Raw genomic sequence first — 20,029 nt, forward strand, 5'->3', positions numbered from 1 at the left:
AACGCACACAGCGGGGAGCCCTCATGGACCAACAGCACCTGACGGAGCACCACCTCCCGGAGCTCAAGGAGTTCGCCCTCCTGCACGCCCGGGGGCAGGGCATGGCGCCGGGCACGGCCGCACGCATCCTGTCCCGGATCACCAACGACCGGCGCGGCGACCCCGAGTCGTGGGCCGTCACCTGGACCCGGGCCGGTCACGCCGCCGCACTGCGCGGACGCCACCTGGAGGCCTGCTCCCGCTTCGCGCTCGCCCGCTTCCCCTACCACGGGGACCCGGTGCGCGCCGCCGCCGGCCGACTCGGTGTGGAGGCCTTCGACAAGTGGCGGAGCGGCCGCGGCATCGAGCGCATCGAGATCCCGTTCCACGACGGCACGATGGCCTGCTGGACCACCGGGCTCCACCCGGCCGGGCGGCGCCCGCTGCTGGTCGTCATGGGCGGCATCGTCAGCGTCAAGGAACAGTGGGCGCCGCTGCTGCCCCTGCTGGGGCGGCTCGGATTCGCCGCCGTGGTCGCGGAGTTCCCCGGCGTCGGCGAGAACACCCTGACCTACCGGCCCGACTCCTGGGAACTGCTGCCGCATCTGCTCGACCGGCTGGCCGGCCGGGCGAACACCGCCGACACGTCCCTGCTCAACCTCAGCTTCAGCGGCCACCTCGCCTTGCGCGCCGCCGCCGAGGACCCGCGCATCCGGCGCGTGCTGACCGTGGGCGCCCCCGTCGGCGCGTTCTTCACCGACACCGGCTGGCGGCCCCGGATCCCGCGGATCACGCTCGACACGCTGTGCCGCCTCACCGGGGCCCCCGACCACGGAGCCCTGTGGTCCGCGCTGCCCCGGCACGCCCTCGGCGCCGACCGGTTGCGGCAGGTCCGCGTGCCGGTGCGGTACGTCGCCAGCAGCCGCGACGAGATCATCCCGGCCGCCGAGCGTGAACTGCTGGCCGCCCTGCCCGACCTGCGTGTGAAGACGTTCGACGACGTGCACGGCTCCCCCGGCCACCTCGCGGCGATGCGGCGCTGGATCTTCGCGCAGCTCCTGCTGTCCCGGCTCGCCGGCCGTCGCCACTGACCGAAGAGGCCCTCCGAATCCCAGATCCCCGCACACGAGCCAAGGAGACGCAGCCATGACCGATGAACCGACATCCAGGGTCACGACCGGGACGGTAGGTCCCTGGCAGTCGCTCGCCTCGCTCGGAGTGATCGAGAGCGATCTGACGACCGGGCACCACCGGCCCGCCCCGGTGCCCTACATCACCCGGGGCCGGACGGACAGCACCCGCCGCCACGGGCGGGGCAAGGGGGCGTGACGTCCGTGTCCCTGTCCGCCCAGTACGTGCCCCGGGGCCCCCGCGGCGCGGCCATCCGGCTTCGCCACCGCACGGTGCACGGCCACCGCCGGGCCTTCCGGATGGCCGGAAAGGGCGACGCCGTCCTGCTGATCCACGGCATCGGGGACTCGTCCGACACCTGGCGGGACGTCATGCCCGGGCTCGCCAGGAGCCACCGCGTCATCGCCCCCGACCTGCTCGGCCACGGGCACTCCGACAAGCCGCGGGCCGACTACTCGCTGGCCGCGTACGCCAACGGCATGCGGGACCTGCTGAGCGTGCTCGGCGTCGAGCGGGCCACCATCGTGGGGCACTCGCTCGGCGGCGCGGTCGCCATGCAGTTCGCCTACCAGTTCCCCGAGCGGTGCGAGCGCCTCGTCCTGGTCGGCACCGGCGGAATCAGCCGGCACGTCACCCCGCTGCTGCGCGCCGCCTCGCTGCCCGGCGCCGAGCTCGTCCTGCAGATGCTGCAACTGCCCACCATGCGCTGGCAGGTGGGCGCCGCCGTCAAGGTCCTGCAGTGGCTGGGCACCGATCTCGCCGTCGACGCGCCCGACCTGCTGCGGGTGGTGGACGCGCTGCCGGACGCCACCTCGCGCAACGCCTTCGTGCGCACCCTGCGGGCCGTCGTCGACTGGCGGGGGCAGGTCGGCACCATGCTCGACCGCTGCTATCTGGCGCAGGGCATGCCCACCATGCTGATCTGGGGCGGCCGCGACCGAGTCGTCCCGGCGCTGCACGCGGGCCTCGGGCACGTCTCCATGCCGAGCAGCCGCCTGGAGATCTTCGAGGGGGCGGGGCACTTCCCGTTCCGCAGCGACCCCGACCGCTTCCTGTCGGTCCTGCGCGACTTCATCACCACGACCGAACCGGCGAGCTTCAGCCCCGAGCAGTGGCGCCAGATGCTCCGCAACCGCCGCCCGGCGCCCCACCGCCCCGGCACGCCCGGCCTCGACCCGGCCACGCTGCGCCCGGCCTGACGCGGACACCCCGGCGGCACCGGGCCCCGCCACGTCCTCTCGGACGGGGCGGGGCCGCCGCATGGGCCCGGCTCACCCGACGGGCGCCTCGTTCATCAGCCACACCCCGGGGCGCACTTCCAGGTGCGGCCAGGCCACCGGGGCCGCACCGCCCCCGGCGCGGACGTGCTCGGCGCGGACGTGCTCGGCGAGGCGGCGGGCGTAGCCGTGCCAGCGGGCGTCACCCAGGGCGCCCGCCGCGCTCGCGCACGCGGCCAGCGAGGCCAGGCAGTCGGCGGGCCGGCCGGTCAGGAGCGCGGTGAGCGCCAGGCCGCGCTCGGCCTCCGCGCACCCCCGGGTGTCGCCCTCCGCCAGGGCCTGGTCGAGGGCGCGCCGGTACAGCGCGCCGGCCCGCCCGAACTCGCCCTGCCCGAGCAGGACGTCGGCCTCACCGGTGGCGCAGCGGGCCGCCCCGACACCGTCGTCGCCCAGGGCGAACAGCCGTGCCGCGTGCCGGTAGCCGTCCACCGCCCGGGCGGCGTCCTGGCGCTGCCAGGCCAGATCCCCCAGCGAACGCAGCAGCGTGGCCTCCGCGAGCGCGTTGCCCGAGCGGCGGGCCGCGTCGGTTGCCAGTTCATGGCTGGTCCGCCAGTCCTCCCACACCCCGCACGCCTCGTAGTAGCCGCTGGCCGCCGAGGCCAGTGCGCACGTCAGATCCCACAGCCCGGCCCTGTGCAGCCGTTGCACCATCTCCAGCAGGCCCGCCGACTCCGCCTGGAACCAGCGCAGGGGAGTGGCCACGGCCCGGTCGTCCGCCGGCAGCTCACCGCAGGCCGTCTCCAGGACGCCGGCCAGCCGGTCCCGCCCGGGAGTCAGGCGGGCGTCGGCCGCCCGGGCGCGCGGCAAAAACGCGCGGCCGAGCCTGCCGACCGTCTCGGTCACGGCGTCCTCGCCGTCGACCTCGGCCAGCATCTCCAGGGCCAGCGACCGCAGCAGCGTGTGATAGCTGTACCGGACCGCCCCGCCGGGGGCACCCGACTCCTGCCGTACGTCGAGGAGCTGGGCGCGCACGAGGCCGTACAGGAGCTCCTCCGTGGCCTCCGGCGACGTGCCGAGCAGCGACTGCGCGGTCCACACGGGGAAGTCGGGCAGGGGTGCGAGCCCCAGCCTGCGGAACGCGTGCCGGCCCGCCTCCGACACCTCGTGGTACGCCGTGAGCAGGCTGCTGCGGACGTCGAGGTCGCCGAGGGAGAGCGCGGCGAGCCGGGTGCGCTCGTCCGCCAGGCGGCGCGCGAGTCCGCCCGCGGTCCAGTGCGGCTGCACCGCCGTGCCGCCGGCCGCGATCCGCAGCGCCAGCGGCAGCCGCCCGCACAGCTGGGCGATGCGGGCCACGGCCGCCCGGTCCTGGGCCATCCGGGGACCGCAGGTGGCGAGCAGCAGCGACTCGGCCTCCTCCTGTCCGAGCACGTCCAGCACGAGGTGCCGCGCGTGTTCCAGGGCGGCCAGCGGACGGCGGCCGGTGATCACCACCGCCGCGTCCGGTACCGCGGCGAGCAGCGGCCGTATAAGGGCCTCCGACACCGCGTCGTCGAGGACGAGCAGCAACTCGCGCGAGCGCGTGGCCTGCTGGAGCAGCTCGGTCAGCTCACCGAGGTCGGAGGGCAGGACCGCGGGCCCCGTGGGCCCCGGTGGCAGCAGGCGGCGCAGCAGCGCCGCCATCGCGGCCTCGGCGGTCAGCGCGCGGCCCGCCGGGTCCCGCAGGTGCACCATGACCCGGCCCGCGGCGAACCCCTCGACCTGACGGGCCAGTTGGACCGCCAGAGCGGTCTTGCCGACACCGGGCCGCCCGGAGATGGCCATGACACGAGGGGCCGACGTCGCCGCCAGCAGCAGGGCGCCTTGGGCGAGCTCGTCGGCGCGGCCGGTGAAGTCGGCGAGCGGCGGCGGCAGCCACAGCGGCGGCCGGGGGCCGGCCGGCGGGGCGGGCGCGGCCGCACCGGCCGCCGGCGCGGGCGTCTTCGGCTCGCTCCCGCTCGGACGCCAGGCCAGCGCCGGATCGGAGGCGAGCAGCCGGGCCAGGATGCGCTTGAGGGAGGCGTCCGGCTCGACGCCGAGCTCGTCCACCAGAGTGCGCCGCACCCGGTGGTAGGCCTGTACGGCGTCCGACTGCCGCCCGGCCCGGTACAGGGCCACCATGAGCAGGGCGTGCAGGCTCTCCCGCATCGGGAACTCATGGGCCAGTGCCATCAGTTCACCGACCAGCTCGTGGTGCCGGCCCAGTTTCAGGTCGGTGCTGATCCGCTGCTCCAGCGTCTCGGAGCGCAGTTCGTCGAGGCGGATCGCCGTGGACTGCAGTGAGGGGCCGTGCGGGATGCCGGAGAGCGCGGGGCCCCGCCACAGTTTCAGGGACTCGCCCAGCAGACGCGAGGCGCGTGCGTAGTCCCGCTCGTCGAACGCGGCCCGTCCCCGTAAGCGCAGGGACTCGAAGACGGTGAGGTCGAGTTCGTCGGGCGCCACCCGCATCACATAGCCCGGCGGCTGCGTCACCAGCGCGCCGGCGCCGCCCGGCTCGTCGTCGGCGCCCGCGAGCGCCTTGCGCAGATGGGACACGTAGACCTGCAGCGTCGTGGAGGCGGTGCGCGGCGGCGTCGTCCCCCACAGTTCGTCGATCAGGCTGTGCGCGGAGACGACGCTGTTGTTCTTCACCAGCAGGGTCGCGAGGACCACGCGAGGCTTGGCCGCCGTCGGAGTGTGCGGGTGCATCTGCACCGGGCCAAGTACCCGAAAGCGCATCGTTGCTCCTTGGTGTGTGCCGCCCGGTGGGTGCGCGGCCGTCAGCAGATCTGCAGGACGGAAGTGGTCATCTCCGCCACGACCCGGATGCCCTGCGTGAAGATGAGCGAGAGCTCGGCGAAGGGGCGCCCCGCGGAGTCCCGCAGCACCTCTCCGGGCGCGCTGCGGCGGCGCGGCTGCACGGAGCACAGCAGCGGCAGTCCCGGCTCGGCGAACCCGCGGAAGGCGGCTTCCCACCGGGTGAGCACGGCGTGCCCCGGGGCCAGCCCGTACAGCTCGCCGACCCCGAACAGCGCGGCCTGCCGGGACACTTCGAAAAACAGCGCGGCCGGCACCTCGGGCCCCGAGTCGGGCAGCACCTCGCGCGCGGCGGGGATGTTCACCGGGAAGGTCAGCGACTCGCCGTCCTCCTCCAGCGGCAGCCCGATCAGTACGTTGCGGGCGCTGCACCGGCCGACGAGTTCGGCGCCGGGGATGCCGTGCCCCGGCGGAAGGCCGCTGTTCCTGCCCGCCGTGCGCTCGCTCTCGCGGCGGCTGTGCGCCCGGTGCATGCGGTGGACGCCCGGCATCAGGAACACCAGGCGCGCCCGCACCGTCCCGCACGGCTCGTCGTCGATGCTGACCGTCGCACCGCAGTCCATCGTCCGGGGCGCGCCCTTGACCACGTCGGCCGGCGTCAGGTCGAGGTCCAGCGAGAGCCTGGCGCCGGCGGGCGCGTCGCGCTGCCAGGCGGACAGGGCGGTGAGCGAGAACGCGCAGTCTGCCAGCAGGATCCGCCGGTTCTCGGGCACCCGGAAGTAGCGGCCCGCCGCGAAGACCGCCATCTGCCGCAGCGACTCCATCGGGTACAGCACGTCGTGGAAGGGGGCGGTGGAGTCGCCGAACAGCGGGTGGCCGGCGGGGAGCTGGGCGGAGAAGCCGAAACGGTGCCGGCCGGGCGGCGTGGCGGAGTGCAGAAAACCCTCCGGGGTGTCGGGCCGGTGGACCAGATGGTGCGGGCCCAGGAACGCCGCCGCGGGCGGGGGCACCTGCAGCGGGCCGGTGTCCGTGACCGCGCCGACTCGTCCGGTGGACAGCGAACCGGTGGAGGGTGGGGCGGGAAGCTTCATGGAGAGTCCTCTGTGACGGATTCCGGTGTGGGGCATGCGCGGTGACGTCGGCAATGGCTCACGGTGGTCGGCCGGGTTCGCATACCGGTCCCCGGCTCGGCCTGCCCCCCTGTGGGCCGAGGCTCCTCGGGTACACCTCAAGGCCTCGGAGCGAGTAAAAAACGGCGCGGCCGGTTTGTCAATACCAAACCGTGCATGCTGTTTAAGCTTGACCGAGCCCTGACCTCGCGTAACGCGCGAGGTGGTAAATGCCGCTGAAGTCACGACATATGAGAGTCAGTGAAGCTGCCATGGATGCGCGGAGCGCCCGTCACCTGCACTCATTGCAGACCGGCCGGTCTAGTTCGAGCGAGGCAGGACCGAGGTCCGCCGCGGGCTGCCGTGGCTGTTCGGGCCGCAGCTGATGGCGCCCTGTTCATGCTGCCGCACGATCCGGGGCACGAGCACCCCCCACAGGCGGGCGACCGCCTCGCGTGAGAGCCACTGCTCCTGCGTGCTGCCGAGCACCTCGAAGCCCACGGTCGCCGCCACGATGGCGGTCGCCGCATCCGTCACCGAGACGCCTTCGGCCAGTTGCCCGGCCTGCTCGGCCCGATCCAGGGCGTCCTCGACCCACCGCTCCCAGGCGCCCCGCAGCACGGCGTCGTTCGCCCGGGTCACGTCGCGGCACAGCGCGAAGCCGGCGCGCACGACGGCGTCCTCGGTGATGTGGCTCATCAGCACGTGCGTCACGTCCACCAGACCCTGCAGCGGGGTCCGGTCGCCGAGGGCCACCTCCTGGGTGATCCGTCCGAAGATGTCGGCCGCCTCGTCCTCGACGGCCTGCGCCAGCGCGTTCTTGCTCTCGAAGTGGAAGTGGAGGGCGCCGCTGCTGACTCCGGCCCGTCTGCTGATCGCCGCCAGCGAGGCGGAGGCGAAGCCGTCCCGCGTGAAAGCCTCTGCCGCCGCCTGGATCAGGGCGTGGCGGGTACGCGCCGCACGCTGCTGTTTAACCATCAGAGAGCCTCCCGGGCGAGGGCGTGGGCCGGCGTCATCGCCGGCTCTCCCTCGGTCGTCATTATAACAAACCGCGCGTGCGGTTTTTAGGGGAGGTGGCCTAAACGGAACGTCGCCGCGGTGGCCGTGGAATCGCGCCGGCGCAGAACAAAGGGCTCCGACGCGGGACTTCACAGCACCGTTCAGGCGCTGCGAAGCCCGGCATCGGAGCCCGCTCCCGTGGTCCGCCCAGCCTCTCCGGCGCCGGCCGCAGGGGCCGAGGAGGCGTCCTGCCGGCGCTAACCGAGCAGCACGGGAAGAGACTTGAAACCGTTCATCAGGAAGGTCGGCATCGGCTCGAGCTCGTCCGCACAGCAGGCCAGTCGTATGCCGGGGAAGCGCTCGAAGAGCTCGCTGAACGCCGACTGCGCCTCCACCCTGGCCAGCGGCGCCCCCAGGCACCGGTGCGCCCCGTGCCCGAACCCGAGGGTGTCCCGCCCGGTGCGCAGCAGGTCGAACTCGGCCGCGCTCTCGCCGTAGCGCACCGGATCGAGACCGCCGGCCGCGAAGGACACCAGGATGGGCTCGCCCTTCTTGATCAGTACGCCGTCCAGGTCGATGTCCTCCACCGCGAACCGCAGCGGCGAGTAGGCGCCGGGGGTGTGCATCCGCAGCGTCTCGTCGATCACGTCGTTCCAGTCCGCCCGCCCCGCACGTACGTGTTCCAGCTGGTCCGGGTGGGTGAGCAGAGCCGCCACGGCATTGGTCATGAGGGCCGTGGGGCTGTCCATACCCCCCGCGATCATCAGGTAGAGGGTGCCCAGCAGCTCTTCCTCCGACAGCCGGTCGCCGTCGTCACGGGCTGCGATCAGAGCCGAGGTCAGATCGTTGCCGGGCTCGATCCGCTTCTTCTCCACCAACGCGGCCAGCAGCCCGAACGACTCCAGGAGCGCGTGGTTCATCTCCTCGGCGGACACCGACGAGGTGAACACCGTGTGCAGAGCCGCGCACAGGGCGTCGGTCGACTCTCCCTGCTCGACGCCGAAGAGCTCGCAGATCACCCGCATGGGCAGCTGCGCGGTGAACTCGGCCCGCAGGTCGACCGGGGTCCCCGGCTCCCTCTCGGCCAGGCGGCCGAGCAGTTCCGCGGTGATGGCCTCGGCCTTGGGCCGCATCGCCTCGCTGCGCCGCGCCGTGAACGCTCCCGCCACCAGGCGCCGCAGGCGGGAGCGCTGCTCACCGTAGGAGTTGAACATGTTCTCGTTCGCGACCCAGGGATACAGCGGCCAGTCCGCCTGTACCTGCCCGTCGATGAAGTCCGGCCAGTGCAGCCTGGCCGACCGGGAGACCCGTTGGTCGGCCAGGACCCGCTCCACGTACCGCTGCTGGACCACCGCCCAGGCGGCCACCCCGCCGGGAAGCATGACCCGTACTGCCGGCCCCTGGGCACGCAGCATCGCGGCCTCGCGCGTCAGGTCCCGCCCCGTCGCGTCGAGCGCGTACGGGCATCTGGGCCGTTCCGTCCGAGCCTGTGCCATCGGTTTCCCCTCCCACTCGGTTGTCCACTTCCGTGGCATTTCCTACGTGCACAGAGGAACGGCCCGCCCCCGCAGAAGGCCCGTCACGAGCCACCGTTCCTCCCGGTGGCCGTTACGCGCTACGCGCTCGCCGACACCTCGGCGCCGGACCGCAGCTTCACCGCCTGCTCGTACACCAGCCGCCCGCGCTCCGGCGAGAAGTCGAGCCGGACCAGGACCGACGGCACGGCGATGGACGTGATCAGGTGCTTGGTCATGACCGAGGAGCGATCCAGCATGTCGTCGAATCCGGAGAGGAGTTTCGACATCAGCTGTGCGCCGGCGAACCCCGCGACGAACATCTGCGCGGCGGCCTCGATGTCGACGTCCGGCAGGATCTCACCCGCCTTCTCGGCGCGGACGAGCACTTCCCTGTTGTGATCCACCCAGTTGTGCATGGGCACCCGGCGGTCCAGGCCGTCCTGCGGTGTGCCCTCCTCCACCGTGAGCCGCACGCTGCCGCGCAGGATGCCGTCGCCGGAGCGGAGCATGTGCGCGAGTATCAAGGTCGCGTCCACCCCCTCCTGGAGAACCAGGTTCTGCGGCACGACGGGGGGCACCACCGACAGTTGTTCCGCCAGCACCTCCTGGGCGAGCTCCCGCTTGGAAGGGAAGTGGAAGTACAGCGCTCCCTTCGTCGTCCCCGACCGCTTGAGGATCTCCGAGATGGCCGCGGCTTCGTAGCCGACCTCGTGGAAGACCTCGGCGGCCGACCTCAAGATGGCCAGCCTCGTCCTGGTTGCTCGCTCCTGGCGTGCCACTGTTCCTACCTCCGTGCCTCGCAGCGTCCGGGCACATTCGAGCTCCGCGCGGGCCGGACGAGTAGTTCGCTCACGCCTTCACGGTCCCTGGCGCGGCTGCTGGGACTGTGACCTGGGTGGGGGCGCAAACATCGTCAGAATAAAACCATCCGCCCGGTTTCACAAGGGTGCAATCTGGGCGACGAGTTCCCGGCCAAGACGATGCCGATACGTCCGTGCGCCCTCGCCACGGCTCAAAGTCCGCGAAAAAGCTTGCCAGGCCCGCCATCAGCACAGCTGTGCCCGGATGCTCCCGTCAGCCCCTGCGGGCCCTTGCAAAAAACCGGTGGGTCCGTATTTTATGGCCCCTGAACTTCCTTCATCCAGCCTCAACGCTTCACGGAGTAGTCGATGACTCTTGTGAAAATCCAGATGAATGCAGGGAAGGTTCCCGGGGGACATACCACGTCGGCTCCGGCTGGTGAGCACGTCACACCAGCCGGACCGGGCCCGAACCCTGGGGATCCGACGGCCGAGCTCACCCATCTGCTGTTCGATCAGGACAGACGGGCGCGCATCCACTCCCGCTGGCGGAGCCTGGTCGGCCGTCCCGAGTTCCGTCCCGTGCCCGGCCTCACGCCGCGCGACCGGACGGCTCTCGCCTACGAAAGGCTGCGGCTGATCAACGACACGCTGCAGTCCCCGGAGCAGCTGGCGGACGATCCGCACCTGCTCACCAGCCTGCACGAGTGGACCGGGTTCGTGGACCCGACGCTCGCGACGCTCTCCGCGATCCACTACAACCTGTTCCTGGGCAGCCTCATCGACCACTTCCCCTCCGCGGCGCGCCCGCTCACCGACTTCACATCGCTGCGGCGGACAGGAACGTTTCTGTGCACGGAACTGGAACACGGCAGCGATGTCTCCGCCATGCAGACCCGGGCCGTGTGGGACCGGACGTCCGGGGGGTTCGTCCTGCACACGCCCACGACGGGCGCGCAGAAGTTCATGCCCACCACGAGCGCCGTGGGCGGCCCGAAGACCGCCGTGGTGGCGGCCCGGCTGATCGTCGAAGAGCGTGACGAGGGCGTCTTCCTCTTCCTGGTACCGCTGCGGGACGAGAACGGGCTGCGACCCGGCGTCCGCACCTGGATGCTGCCCGAGCGCATGGGCACCGCCGTGGACCACTGCCTCACCTCCTTCGACGGCTGCCGGCTGCCGCGCGAGGCGCTACTGGAATCCACACACGGCCTGCTGAGCACCGACGGATCGCTGACCAGCAGTCTCGGCAACCGGCACAAGCGCGTGATGCACTCCATCCAGCGAGTCAACTGCGGCAAGCTCTCGATGAGCGGCGCCGCCGTGGGCGCGGCCCGGGCCGCCCTCGCCATCGCCGTGCGCTACGCCCACGCCCGGCACATCAGCGGGTCCCGCCCCGGCGAAACCGTGCCGCTCACCGCCCACCACAGCCACATGAGCAGCCTGATGCAGCGCATCTCCACCGCGTACGCCATGACGTTCCTGCACCGCGACACGGTGACGCGCTGGGCCGACCGCACACCCGAGAGCACCGACGAGGCGGCCAGACTGGTCGCGATCGCCAAGAGCTGGATCACCTGGCAGACCCGCGACATCACCATCGAATGCCGTGAACGATGCGGCGCCCAGGGCCTGTTCACGGTCAATGGCTTCAGCGATCTGATCACGAGCACCGAGGGCACGATCACCGCCGAGGGAGACAACCTCGTCATCTCCCTCAAGGCCGGTGCGGAGATGCTGTTCGGTGAGCGTCTCGAAGTCCCGCACCCCCGGCCCGGGTGGGGCGAGGACGCGATGAAGGACCCGCGCTTCCTGCGGGATCTGCTGGCGCGGACCGTTTCCCTCTGGCAGCAACGGGCCCGTTCCGCACTGCGCAAGGGCCCGTCCGGCGCCCGTTCGCAGCGCTGGAACCAGGCATCGGGCGCCGCCCTGAAGATGGTCGACGCGGCGGCCCGGCTGCATGCCGCGGACGCGTTCCTGCGCGCCGCGGATCACGCCGTCGGCCCCGAAGTCCGCGCTCTGGTGGGCGAGCTGGCGCTCCTCTTCCTGCTCAAGGAGGTCAACGAGCACACCGGGGACCTGCTGGCCGAGGGACACCTCACGGCGGACGACGTGCGCGCACTCCCCGAGATCATCTACACGACGATCGCCGGCCTGACACCGGACGCCATGCTGCTCGTCGACGCCTTCGACATACCGGAGGAGGTCCTCTCCACGATCCCCATCGCCCACGAGGACTACACCCGGCGCCTCGCCGCCCTGGTGCAGGGACCCCGGCCGGCACGGACGACGGAAGTCTGAGGACAGGCCCTAGCCGGGGTTTAGCGTCGCGGCCGATCATCAGGGCTCCGCTCCGCGCCGAGGGGTGCGGCCTGCCGAGAGGAGCCCCGATGATCCGGCCCCTGGCGCTCGTCGCCCGGATCCTGGGTGAGGCGTACCGCTGCCTGGTCGCGTACGGGCAGATGTGGCTCTACGTGCCCGACGGACACCCGGGACCGGCCCTCTCGCACCCGCTGGAGCGACTGCGCCCCGACATCCCGCTGAGCCCGGCCGAACGGGCCCTAGACCGACAGCTGCGGGACCTGGACAGCCTCGGCTGAGGCGCCGCCGCGGCGCAGCGCGGCGAACTCCAGGACCTGGTCGGTGAGGATGTCCAGGCGGCGCCCGGTGCGCGGATCGGCGCAGGCGCCGGACGGCGCGAACTCCGCGTCGGCCGGCACCACCACGCCCATCGGGACGGCCCAGCCGCGCAGCGACTGCGCGCACGTGCGCAGCGCGGCCAGTGCGGACGCGCCGGCCACCTCGTTCCACGCCACGCTCAGACAGCCCACCGAACGCCCGTCCAGGTAGCCGGGAATGTCACCGGCCAGGCCCTCCGTGTGGTCGAGGGCGTTCTTCAGCAGCCCCGACATGCCGCCGTGATACGTCGGTGTGGCCAGCAGCACCCCGTCCGCGGCGCGCAGCGCGGCCAGCAGCCGCAGCTCGCCGGCGCAGCGGTTCGCGGTGTCCGGGTCGTACGGCGGAAGCACCAGCTCGGCGCCGCACACCAGGGTGACCTCGGCCCCCGCCCGGCGGGCCCGCGCCGCGCACGCCCGCAGCGCGGCCGCGGAGACCGAGCCCGAGCGCAACGAGCCCCCGACGGCGGCGATACGGATCGGACGCATGGCAACTCCGTTGGTGTCGAAAGGGGGAGGCTGACAGCGGGCGGGCACGGCCACCCTCACAGACGGGCGGCCGCTGCCTCGGCCGCCCGGGTTCCGCTGAGCACGCACGCGTCGGCCAGCAGACCGCGCGAGCCGACCCAGTCGCCCGCCACGAAGACCCCCTGATGGCCAGGGACCCGTACGCCGGGGCGGCCCGCCAGGCCCCCGGTGCGGGCCTCGGGCAGCGCCGTCATGGTGGTGATGCGCGGCAGGAAGCGTTCGTGCACCAGCGCGTCCTGCCAACCGGGCTGGCACTGGTCGAGCACCTCGTACAGCCGCTTGCGGACCTCCGTCGCACCGAGCTGCGAGCCGTCGTCGTAGCGCGCCAGATGGAGCACGGCGCCACCCTTCGGCGACAATCGGGCCGTCCGGGAGAACACCGACAGGTACAGCGGCTCGTCGACGCCGAAGACGAGGGTGCCGCGCGGGTTCGGCAGCCGGCTCAGCGCGACGTCCAGGCAGGCGGTGTGCAGGGGGCGGGCGACAGGAGAGCCGGCGGCGGGCCCGGCCACACCCAGCAGCTGTCCCGCCGCGCGCTGCGACAGGCCCGCGAGCACGACCGAGCAGGCCCGCACCGCCTGCCCGTCCGCCGTCACCACCCGCGGCCGCGCCCCGCCCTCCACGACGGCGCACCGGCACCCCGTGCGCAGCTCGACGCCCAGCTCCCGGGCGCGCGCCAGCAGCGCGTCGGTCACCGTGCGCCAGCCGCCGTCCACGTACTGCACACCGCGCCGTACCTCGGCGAAGTGCAGCGACAGCGCGTCCGCGCCGATCATGTCCGGGCGGCCCGTGTAACTGCTCATGCGCAGCACGGCGAAGGCGGCCTGCCGGGCCCGCTCGGTGGGCAGCCGGTCGCCCAGCCACTGCGCGGCGTCCGTGCCGGCCAGACCGGCGCGGCCGCGGGTCAGGCCCAACAGGCGGGCCACCGCGATCCGTTCCCGGGGCGCGAGCAGCCCGGTGCGCAGCAGCGGCCCGGCCGCCGCGTACCCCGGGTGCAGGGCTCCGTCCCGAAGGGCCTGGGCCCCGCCGAGGTCGGGCGAGCGGCCCGGGACGCGCACGCCCAGAGCCCGCAGCCCGTCCCGGGTCGTGCGGTACAGGGCGCGCGGGCCGAGGCCGAGGCGGAAGCCGTGGTGCTCGGTGGTGCGGGCCCGGCCGCCCGGCTCGCCGCCGCCTTCGAGCAGCAGCACCCGGCGCCCGCGGCCGACGGCGGACGCCAGCCGCACCGCCGCCACCAGGCCGGTCAGACCCGCCCCGACGACGACCGCGTCGGCCCGCTCGTCGGCCCCGGCGCTCATGCCTGCCCGGTCCCGGGCAGAATGAACGGGAAGCCGTGCCGGTCGAGTTCGCGCGCGGAGTCGGTGACCGCCGACACCAGGGCGTCCAGGTCCTCGGTGCTGTGCGCGCCGCCGGTGAACAGCATCGGCAGGCTGAGCGTGTAGAAGCCGCGCCGCCGCAGCATCAGCGTCAGCAGGAAGAACGCGACGGGGTTCACCGACCCGGCGAACGCCCGGTAGTCGTCGTAGGAGTCGTGCTCCAGGAAACCGAACGAGCCGATGAAGTCGCCGAACCCGACGAGCCGCAGCGGAATGCCGGTCTCGGTGCGGAACGCGGCGAGCCGCTCCTGCACCCGGGCGACCTTCGCACGGGTCTCGGGGTAGTACGTGTCCCGCTGCTCGTGCAGCAGCCGCAGACTCGCGTACGAGGCGCACAGCGCCAGGTGGTTGCCGGCGTGGGTGGTCTGCACACAGGTCTTGCGCCCGATGTCGGTCAGCGGCAGCCCGGAGGTCTGGGTGTGGTCCAGGAGCGCGGCCCGGCCGCCGACCGCGGACAGCGGGATGCCGAGGCCGCTGAGGACCTTGCCGTAGCAGTACAGGTCGGCCTCGATGCCGAAGTACGCGGCGGCGCCGCCGGGCCCGTAGCGGAAACCGGTGAGCACCTCGTCGAGGACGAACGGCACGCGCAGCGCCCGGCAGCGTTCGGAGACCGTCTTCAGGAGCGGCACCGTGTGCTCCACGAACGGGAACGACGAGGACGCCGCCTCGGTCAGCACACAGGCCAGCTCGTCCTTGTGCCGCTCGATCAACGCCACGGCCCGCACGGGGTCGTTGGGCAGCACCAGCAGATCGCGCGGATCGGCGACCGGTACTCCGGTGAGCGCGGACTGGCGCTCGATGCCGCCGTCCGGCGCGTTGCCGGGGAACGGCTGCGTCGGATGGCCGTGGTACCAGAAGGCCGTGTTGTGCATGCCGAGGTCGTGCACGCCGTGCAGCGAGCCCTCGAACTTGGCCACCATCCGGCGGCCGGTGTGCGCCCGCGCGAGCCGGATGGCGGCCGCGGTGGCGTCGGTGCCCGAGTTGAGGAACGCGAACTTCTCGCAGTGCGGCACGAACTCGCCCAGCAGATCGACGAGCTGCGACTCGACCGGGGTGCAGTAGCCGTTGCCCGTGGTGGTCGTCAGATGGTCGCGGACGAAGTCCACCACGGGCTGCGGGCTGTGCCCGTGCAGTGCCTGCGCGCCGAAGCCGAGGTGGCAGTCGGTGTAGGTGTTGCCGTCGGCGTCGAGGATGCGGCTGCCGTGCGCCTCGGTCACCACCAGCGGGAACTGCGGCGAGTGGAAGGGCCAGAAGACGTGGCTGGCGGCGTCCCGGGAGCGCAGCTGCTCGGTCGTCGCGGTCGACGCCTTCTGGCGTTCGGTGAGTTCACCGAACAGGTCGATCAGCCACGGCTGGGTCAGCAGATCGGCGACCAGCGACTCGACGGTCGTCGCGGCGGATGCGGTGGTCGTCATGGTCAGCTCCCGGCCGGCTTGGTCGCGCGCAGCACGCCGTAGTGCATGACCCCGCGCTCGTAGGCCTGCTTCATCAGGGGCACGGAGTTGAGGAACCGGAAGATGTCCATGCCCTTGGCGCGGACCAGCTTCCAGATGACCGAGGGGTCGCGGACCACCGGCTTGACGATGTCCGTGGACAGCTTCCAGGTGTCCCACACCTGCTCCGACCAGTCGGCCGTCCGGACGTCGGCCAGGCCGAGCTCGCCGGCGAGTTCCGCGTAGCGCTCCAGCGGGAGGACGTGGGAGACGACGAAGTCGCGGTAGATGCGGTGCAGCAGCCGCGTCTCGTCGGCGTCGAGGCTCTCGTCGCGGGCGCACCATGTGGCGATCAGCAGCGTGCCGCCCGGCTTGAGCACCCGGGTGCACTCGGCCAGGAACGCCTTCTTGTCCGGCATCAGCTCGCAGCTCTCCAGCGCCCACACGACGTCGAAGGTGTCGTCGGGGTAGTCGGTGTGCATCGCGTCGAGCAGCCGGAAGGCGGTCTGGTCGGTGACGCCGGCCGCACCGGCCTTCGCCTCGGCGCGGCCGATCTGCTCGGCACTGATGGTGATGCCGTCGACGGTGCAGCCCAGACGGTTGGCGAGATGCACCGCGGAGGCGCCGATGCCGCAGCCGGCGTCGAGGACCCTGGCCATCGGCGGCACCGGGCCGAAGGCGATGAGCTCCTCCACCAGGCGCACCTGGGCGGCGTGCCGCCCGGGGTCGGCCTCGCCGTCGGCCCAGTACCCGTGGTGGATGTGCTCCCCCCACAGGTTCTCGTACAGCTCGATGAGTCCGTCGTAGTGGTCCTTGATGGCGGCGTGCAGGTCGGTGGTGGTCCAGCGGGGTTCGAGCGCGCTCGTCGTCGTGATCGTCATGGCGGGATGTCCCTCGGTTCGCATACGTGGGTTCGGGGCGGGGTCAGAAACGGACGAGCGCCGATTCCATGGTCAGTCCGGGGCCGAAGGCCATGAGTACGCCGTACTCCCCGGGCGCGGGCCGCTCCTCACGCAGGATGCGGTCGAGGATCAGCAGGATCGTCGCGGACGAGCAGTTGCCGTTCTCGGCGAGGACGGCCCGGGACGGCCCCAGCTGACCGGCCGTCAGGCCCAGCTTCTCGCCGACGAAGTCGATGATCTTCGGGCCGCCGGGGTGGATGCCCCAGTGCCGTACGTCGCCGGCGTCCAGGCCGTGCGGGGCGATCAGCCGCTCGACGAACGGGCCGATGCTCTCGCCGATGTAGAACGGCACGTACGGGGAGAGCGTCATCCGGAACGCCTGGTCCTCGATGTGCCAGCTCATCGCGTGCGTGGTCTCGGGATGCGTCTCGGTGTGGGTGGCGAGGAACACCGGTCCCGGCGCCGGTCCGCCGTCGTCCGCCGCCAGCAGGGTCATCGCCCCCGCGTCGCCGAACAGCGCGTTCACGACGGCCTGTTCGGCGGTGAACTCCGGCCGGTGGTGCACCGAGCAGACCTCGGCGCTGCCGGCGAGCACCAGCTCGTCGGGGCGGGCGGCCAGCGCGTCGAATGCCGTCTTGAGGACGTTGAACGCCGCGTTGCAGCCCATGTGCCCGATGAAGGTGCGCCGCAGGTCGTTGCGGAGCCCGAACTCCTTGGCCAGCAGGATGTCGGGGGTGGGCCCCGCGTACCCGGTGCAACTGGCCATCACGAACGAGCCGATCCGGTCGGTGAGCCGGTCCGCCCCCGCGCCGCCCGCGGCGTCGAGGATGCCGCCGACCGTGCTGCGGCTCATCGCCAGGACGTTCTCCTCCCAGGCGGCCATCCGCGGCTTGATCGGCGGATAGCCGTCCGCGTAGGCGGTGCGCGGGTCCCAGGCCATGTGCCGGGTGACCACCCCCGAGCCGCGGAAGATCTCCTCGGCCTTCGCCACGTCCCGGTACCGCTCGCGGTAGTACGTCTCGAACGCGTCCTTCTGCGGGACGACCGTGTCGGGCGCCGCGGTGCGCAGCGACAGCAGCTTCGCCACCCCGCGGGTCCGCGCGCGGCCGGGCGCCGGGGCCTCGGACACCGTCGTCATGACGCAGCCCCGGCGCCCGACTCCACCCGCTCCTTGATGGCGGTGAGGAATCCGTCGGTGACCTGGTCGCTCTGCTGACGCGCGAACGGCTCGACCAGCGGCAGCACCACGGGCGCGATGTCGACGTCCGCCTCGGACCGGGTGTCGATCTCCAGGAAGGTGGTGCCGGGCTCGGTGCCGGGGGTGGTGCGGAACTCGCCCCAGGAACGGAAGTTGTGGCTGCCGACCGGCTCCCAGCGGATGCGGCCGGTGTCGGTGGCGTCGAAGCGGGTGCGGTGGTCGGGGGTGTGGCTGACGGCACCGTTGGAGATGGTGGCCAGCACGTAGTGGTAGACGTCGTCGCCCTCGGCCGTGAGGCTCTCCACACCCGGCATCAGCAGGCCGCAGCCCACGACGTCGAGCAGGAGCGCGCGTACGGCGTCCGGATCGGCCTTCACCTCGGTGCCGGCGACGCTGGCGGAGCGTATGGAGACCATGGTTGTCCTGTCCTTCACGAGGTGCTTCGTTTGACGGCGTGGCCGATGTAGCTGGCCGAGACATCGCCGGTGAGGGTGAAAGCGCCGAGACGGCGGTGGCGCAGCAGACCCGGCAGCAGCAGGGGCAGCGGCCGGGCCGGGCCGAGCCCGTGCGTGGCGGCGAGCCGCAGACCGACGGACGCGAGCCGCACCCGCAGCTCGGCGGGCCGGATGAACATCTTCCAGTTGTGCGTGCCGGGCTTGATGATGCCCAGGAGCTTCTCCGCGACCAGGATGAGCAGCAGATAGCTGCGCACCGTCCGGTTGACCGTGTCGAACAGCAGCACACCGCCGGGCACGAGCAGCCGCTCGATCTCGGCGAGCGCGGCCGGCAGGTCCTGGAAATGCTCCAGCACGTCGGAGGCGACGACCGCCTCGGCGCAACCGTCCGGAAGGCCGGTGCCGTACGCCGACCCGACCTGGTAGGTCACCTCGACACCGGAGGCCGCCGCGTGCCGGCGGGCGGCGGCGACGGTGCCGGGGGAGAGGTCGATGCCGGTGACGCGGTAGCCGCGGCCGGCGAGTTCCTCGGCGACGAGCCCGCCGCCGCAGCCCAGGTCGACGACGCGGATCGTGTCGGCGGCCCGGCCGGGGTGACGCTCCCGCAGGATCCGGTCGAAGTATCCGGTGCGCGCCGGGTTCATCTCGTGCAGGGCGCGCAGCGGGCCCTCGGTGTTCCACCAGTCGTCGCCGACCTCTTCGTAGTACTCGTTGTCGATCGTCAGCGCACTGGCCATCACACCCACCTCGGCGTCTCGACCGGGCTGATGCCCAGCGTCGCCTTGCCGATGAACTCGCGGGCCATGTCGTTGGTGAACGGCAGCAGCGGCCCCGCCTTGACGTCCCGCCAGATCTGCCCGATCCGGGAGCCGTCCCGGATACCGGAGCCGCCGATCACCTCGAAGGCGGTGGCGACGACGTGCTCGGCCTCATTGGTGATGTGGTACTTCGGGACGCAGGTGTCGGCCACGAACGCCGGCAGGTCCTCGCCCGGGTCCACGTGCCGGGTCGCGTACTCGGTGAGCAGGGCGTCCATCGTGGCGATCGACGACCGCATCCGGGCCACCGCGAACTGGATGCCCGGCAGCCGGGCCAGATCGGACACGGCCGTCGTCGCACGCCCCCGGGTCCGCTCGACGGCCAGCTCGTACGCCCGCTCGGCCAGCCCCAGGAACACGGCCGCGAAGCAGTAGTGCCCCCACTGCTGGCGGGCCATCACGAACAGCGGGGTGAGCCCGTCGGGGAAGACCGAGTCGTCGGCGTCGACCCGCAGACCGGCCAGCTTCAGCGAGTGCGAGCCCGTCATGGGCAGCGCGAAGCCGCTCCAGGGGGCGACCACCTCGATGCCTTCCTCGGGCTTCTCCACGAAGAACGCCGCCAGGTTGAACGGCGGCTCCAGATGCGCGTCGTCGAGACCGGCGGTGACCACCAGGTGCGTCGCCGCGTCATAGCCGGTGGCGAAGTGCTTGAGCCCGTCCAGGACGAAACCGTCGGGCACCCGGCGGGCCGTCGTGGAGGGCCGCACCCAGTTGCCGCCCGAGCCCTCGTCGGTGAACGGCCCCACCACGAACGCCCCGTCGCGCACCGCGCCGAACATCCGCTCACGCACGGCCACGCTCAGATCGCTGCGCATCGAACCGGTCAGCACGGCGTGGATGGCCAGCGTGAAGGCGGTCGACCCGCAGCCGCCCGCGATGATCCGCAGCAGCCGCGTGTTCTCCTCCAGCGTCGCCTCGAAGCCCCCCAGATCCGCGGGGACGTTGATCGCGGTGATTCCGGCGTCGATCAGCTCACGGATGTTCTCGCCGACGAACTCGCCGGACGCGTACGCCTTCTCGGAGCGCTCCTCGAAACGGCGCGCGAGGAGGCGGGCCCGGTCAAGCAACGCGGCCCAGCGCAGGGCCCGTTCGGTGCCCTCGACCGGTGTGACGGTGGTCATGGCGT

General features: G+C 72.4%; 18 protein-coding genes. 5 read left to right on the forward strand and 13 right to left on the reverse strand.

What is annotated here, in order from left to right; translation table 11 throughout:
* The first annotated feature begins 23 nt into the window (after positions 1 to 23).
* Genes C4J65_RS35590 through C4J65_RS35600 form a run of 3 tightly spaced genes read left to right on the forward strand, consistent with a single transcriptional unit; the run spans position 24 to position 2,309 of the window.
* Positions 24 to 1,070: an alpha/beta hydrolase gene (locus tag C4J65_RS35590; RefSeq protein WP_115746165.1), complete on the forward strand. Its 1,047-nt coding sequence runs from the start codon at positions 24 to 26 to the stop codon at positions 1,068 to 1,070.
* A 55-nt stretch (positions 1,071 to 1,125) separates the two neighbouring features.
* On the forward strand, positions 1,126 to 1,308 hold the full coding sequence (locus C4J65_RS35595) for a hypothetical protein (protein WP_115746166.1): 183 nt from the start codon (positions 1,126 to 1,128) through the stop codon (positions 1,306 to 1,308).
* Positions 1,305 to 2,309 carry an alpha/beta hydrolase gene (locus tag C4J65_RS35600; protein WP_240330600.1) on the forward strand — a complete coding sequence of 335 codons (1,005 nt, stop codon included), beginning with the start codon at positions 1,305 to 1,307 and terminating at the stop codon, positions 2,307 to 2,309. Before C4J65_RS35595 ends, C4J65_RS35600 begins: the two co-directional genes overlap by 4 nt.
* 72 nt (positions 2,310 to 2,381) lie before the next feature.
* Here C4J65_RS35600 and C4J65_RS35605 read toward each other — a convergent pair whose 3' ends face one another.
* From C4J65_RS35605 to C4J65_RS35625, 5 genes are all read right to left on the reverse strand, one after another.
* The gene (locus tag C4J65_RS35605) at positions 2,382 to 5,081 is read right to left on the reverse strand and encodes an AfsR/SARP family transcriptional regulator (protein ID WP_115746167.1); all 2,700 of its coding nucleotides are present in this window, start codon (positions 5,079 to 5,081) and stop codon (positions 2,382 to 2,384) included.
* A gap of 41 nt (positions 5,082 to 5,122) precedes the next feature.
* The gene (locus tag C4J65_RS35610; protein WP_162833510.1) at positions 5,123 to 6,190 is read right to left on the reverse strand and encodes an AfsA-related hotdog domain-containing protein; all 1,068 of its coding nucleotides are present in this window, start codon (positions 6,188 to 6,190) and stop codon (positions 5,123 to 5,125) included.
* Between the two features lie 339 nt (positions 6,191 to 6,529).
* On the reverse strand, positions 6,530 to 7,186 hold the full coding sequence (locus C4J65_RS35615; protein ID WP_115746169.1) for a ScbR family autoregulator-binding transcription factor: 657 nt from the start codon (positions 7,184 to 7,186) through the stop codon (positions 6,530 to 6,532).
* A 278-nt stretch (positions 7,187 to 7,464) separates the two neighbouring features.
* Positions 7,465 to 8,703: a cytochrome P450 gene (locus tag C4J65_RS35620; RefSeq protein ID WP_115746170.1), complete on the reverse strand. Its 1,239-nt coding sequence runs from the start codon at positions 8,701 to 8,703 to the stop codon at positions 7,465 to 7,467.
* A 119-nt stretch (positions 8,704 to 8,822) separates the two neighbouring features.
* Positions 8,823 to 9,503: a ScbR family autoregulator-binding transcription factor gene (locus C4J65_RS35625; protein ID WP_115746171.1), complete on the reverse strand. Its 681-nt coding sequence runs from the start codon at positions 9,501 to 9,503 to the stop codon at positions 8,823 to 8,825.
* A 603-nt stretch (positions 9,504 to 10,106) separates the two neighbouring features.
* On the opposite strand from C4J65_RS35625, the gene C4J65_RS35630 reads away from it, so the two are divergent.
* Together C4J65_RS35630 and C4J65_RS35635 are read left to right on the forward strand one after the other, a co-directional pair.
* Positions 10,107 to 11,822 carry an acyl-CoA dehydrogenase gene (locus C4J65_RS35630; protein ID WP_240330601.1) on the forward strand — a complete coding sequence of 572 codons (1,716 nt, stop codon included), beginning with the start codon at positions 10,107 to 10,109 and terminating at the stop codon, positions 11,820 to 11,822.
* Positions 11,823 to 11,911: 89 nt separating this feature from the next.
* Positions 11,912 to 12,121, forward strand: coding sequence for a DUF6059 family protein (locus tag C4J65_RS35635; protein WP_205351119.1), 210 nt, complete (start codon positions 11,912 to 11,914; stop codon positions 12,119 to 12,121).
* On the opposite strand, the gene C4J65_RS35640 is transcribed toward C4J65_RS35635, so the two are convergent.
* Genes C4J65_RS35640 through C4J65_RS35675 form a run of 8 tightly spaced genes read right to left on the reverse strand, consistent with a single transcriptional unit; the run spans position 12,083 to position 20,024 of the window.
* Complete coding sequence (locus C4J65_RS35640) at positions 12,083 to 12,685, reverse strand: NAD(P)H-dependent oxidoreductase (RefSeq protein ID WP_205351120.1); 603 nt, start codon at positions 12,683 to 12,685, stop codon at positions 12,083 to 12,085. The genes C4J65_RS35635 and C4J65_RS35640 overlap by 39 nt on opposite strands.
* Positions 12,686 to 12,741: 56 nt before the next feature.
* Entirely contained in the window at positions 12,742 to 14,019 is a 1,278-nt protein-coding gene (locus tag C4J65_RS35645; RefSeq protein ID WP_115746173.1) for an FAD-dependent oxidoreductase, read from the reverse strand.
* Complete coding sequence (locus C4J65_RS35650; protein ID WP_115746174.1) at positions 14,016 to 15,512, reverse strand: aminotransferase class III-fold pyridoxal phosphate-dependent enzyme; 1,497 nt, start codon at positions 15,510 to 15,512, stop codon at positions 14,016 to 14,018. Before C4J65_RS35650 ends, C4J65_RS35645 begins: the two co-directional genes overlap by 4 nt.
* A 2-nt stretch (positions 15,513 to 15,514) precedes the next feature.
* The gene (locus C4J65_RS35655) at positions 15,515 to 16,411 is read right to left on the reverse strand and encodes a methyltransferase domain-containing protein (protein ID WP_162833511.1); all 897 of its coding nucleotides are present in this window, start codon (positions 16,409 to 16,411) and stop codon (positions 15,515 to 15,517) included.
* Positions 16,412 to 16,454: 43 nt separating this feature from the next.
* Complete coding sequence (locus C4J65_RS35660; RefSeq protein ID WP_115746176.1) at positions 16,455 to 17,570, reverse strand: type III polyketide synthase; 1,116 nt, start codon at positions 17,568 to 17,570, stop codon at positions 16,455 to 16,457.
* Positions 17,567 to 18,046 (reverse strand): hypothetical protein, encoded by a 480-nt coding sequence (locus C4J65_RS35665; protein WP_115746177.1) that lies wholly within the window; start codon positions 18,044 to 18,046, stop codon positions 17,567 to 17,569. Before C4J65_RS35665 ends, C4J65_RS35660 begins: the two co-directional genes overlap by 4 nt.
* A gap of 14 nt (positions 18,047 to 18,060) precedes the next feature.
* Positions 18,061 to 18,822 (reverse strand): bifunctional 2-polyprenyl-6-hydroxyphenol methylase/3-demethylubiquinol 3-O-methyltransferase UbiG, encoded by a 762-nt coding sequence (ubiG, locus tag C4J65_RS35670; RefSeq protein ID WP_115746178.1) that lies wholly within the window; start codon positions 18,820 to 18,822, stop codon positions 18,061 to 18,063.
* Complete coding sequence (locus C4J65_RS35675; protein WP_115746179.1) at positions 18,822 to 20,024, reverse strand: acyl-CoA dehydrogenase family protein; 1,203 nt, start codon at positions 20,022 to 20,024, stop codon at positions 18,822 to 18,824. Before C4J65_RS35675 ends, ubiG begins: the two co-directional genes overlap by 1 nt.
* Positions 20,025 to 20,029 lie beyond the last annotated feature (5 nt).

The organism is Streptomyces sp. CB09001 (assembly GCF_003369795.1).
Lineage (GTDB): Bacteria > Actinomycetota > Actinomycetes > Streptomycetales > Streptomycetaceae > Streptomyces.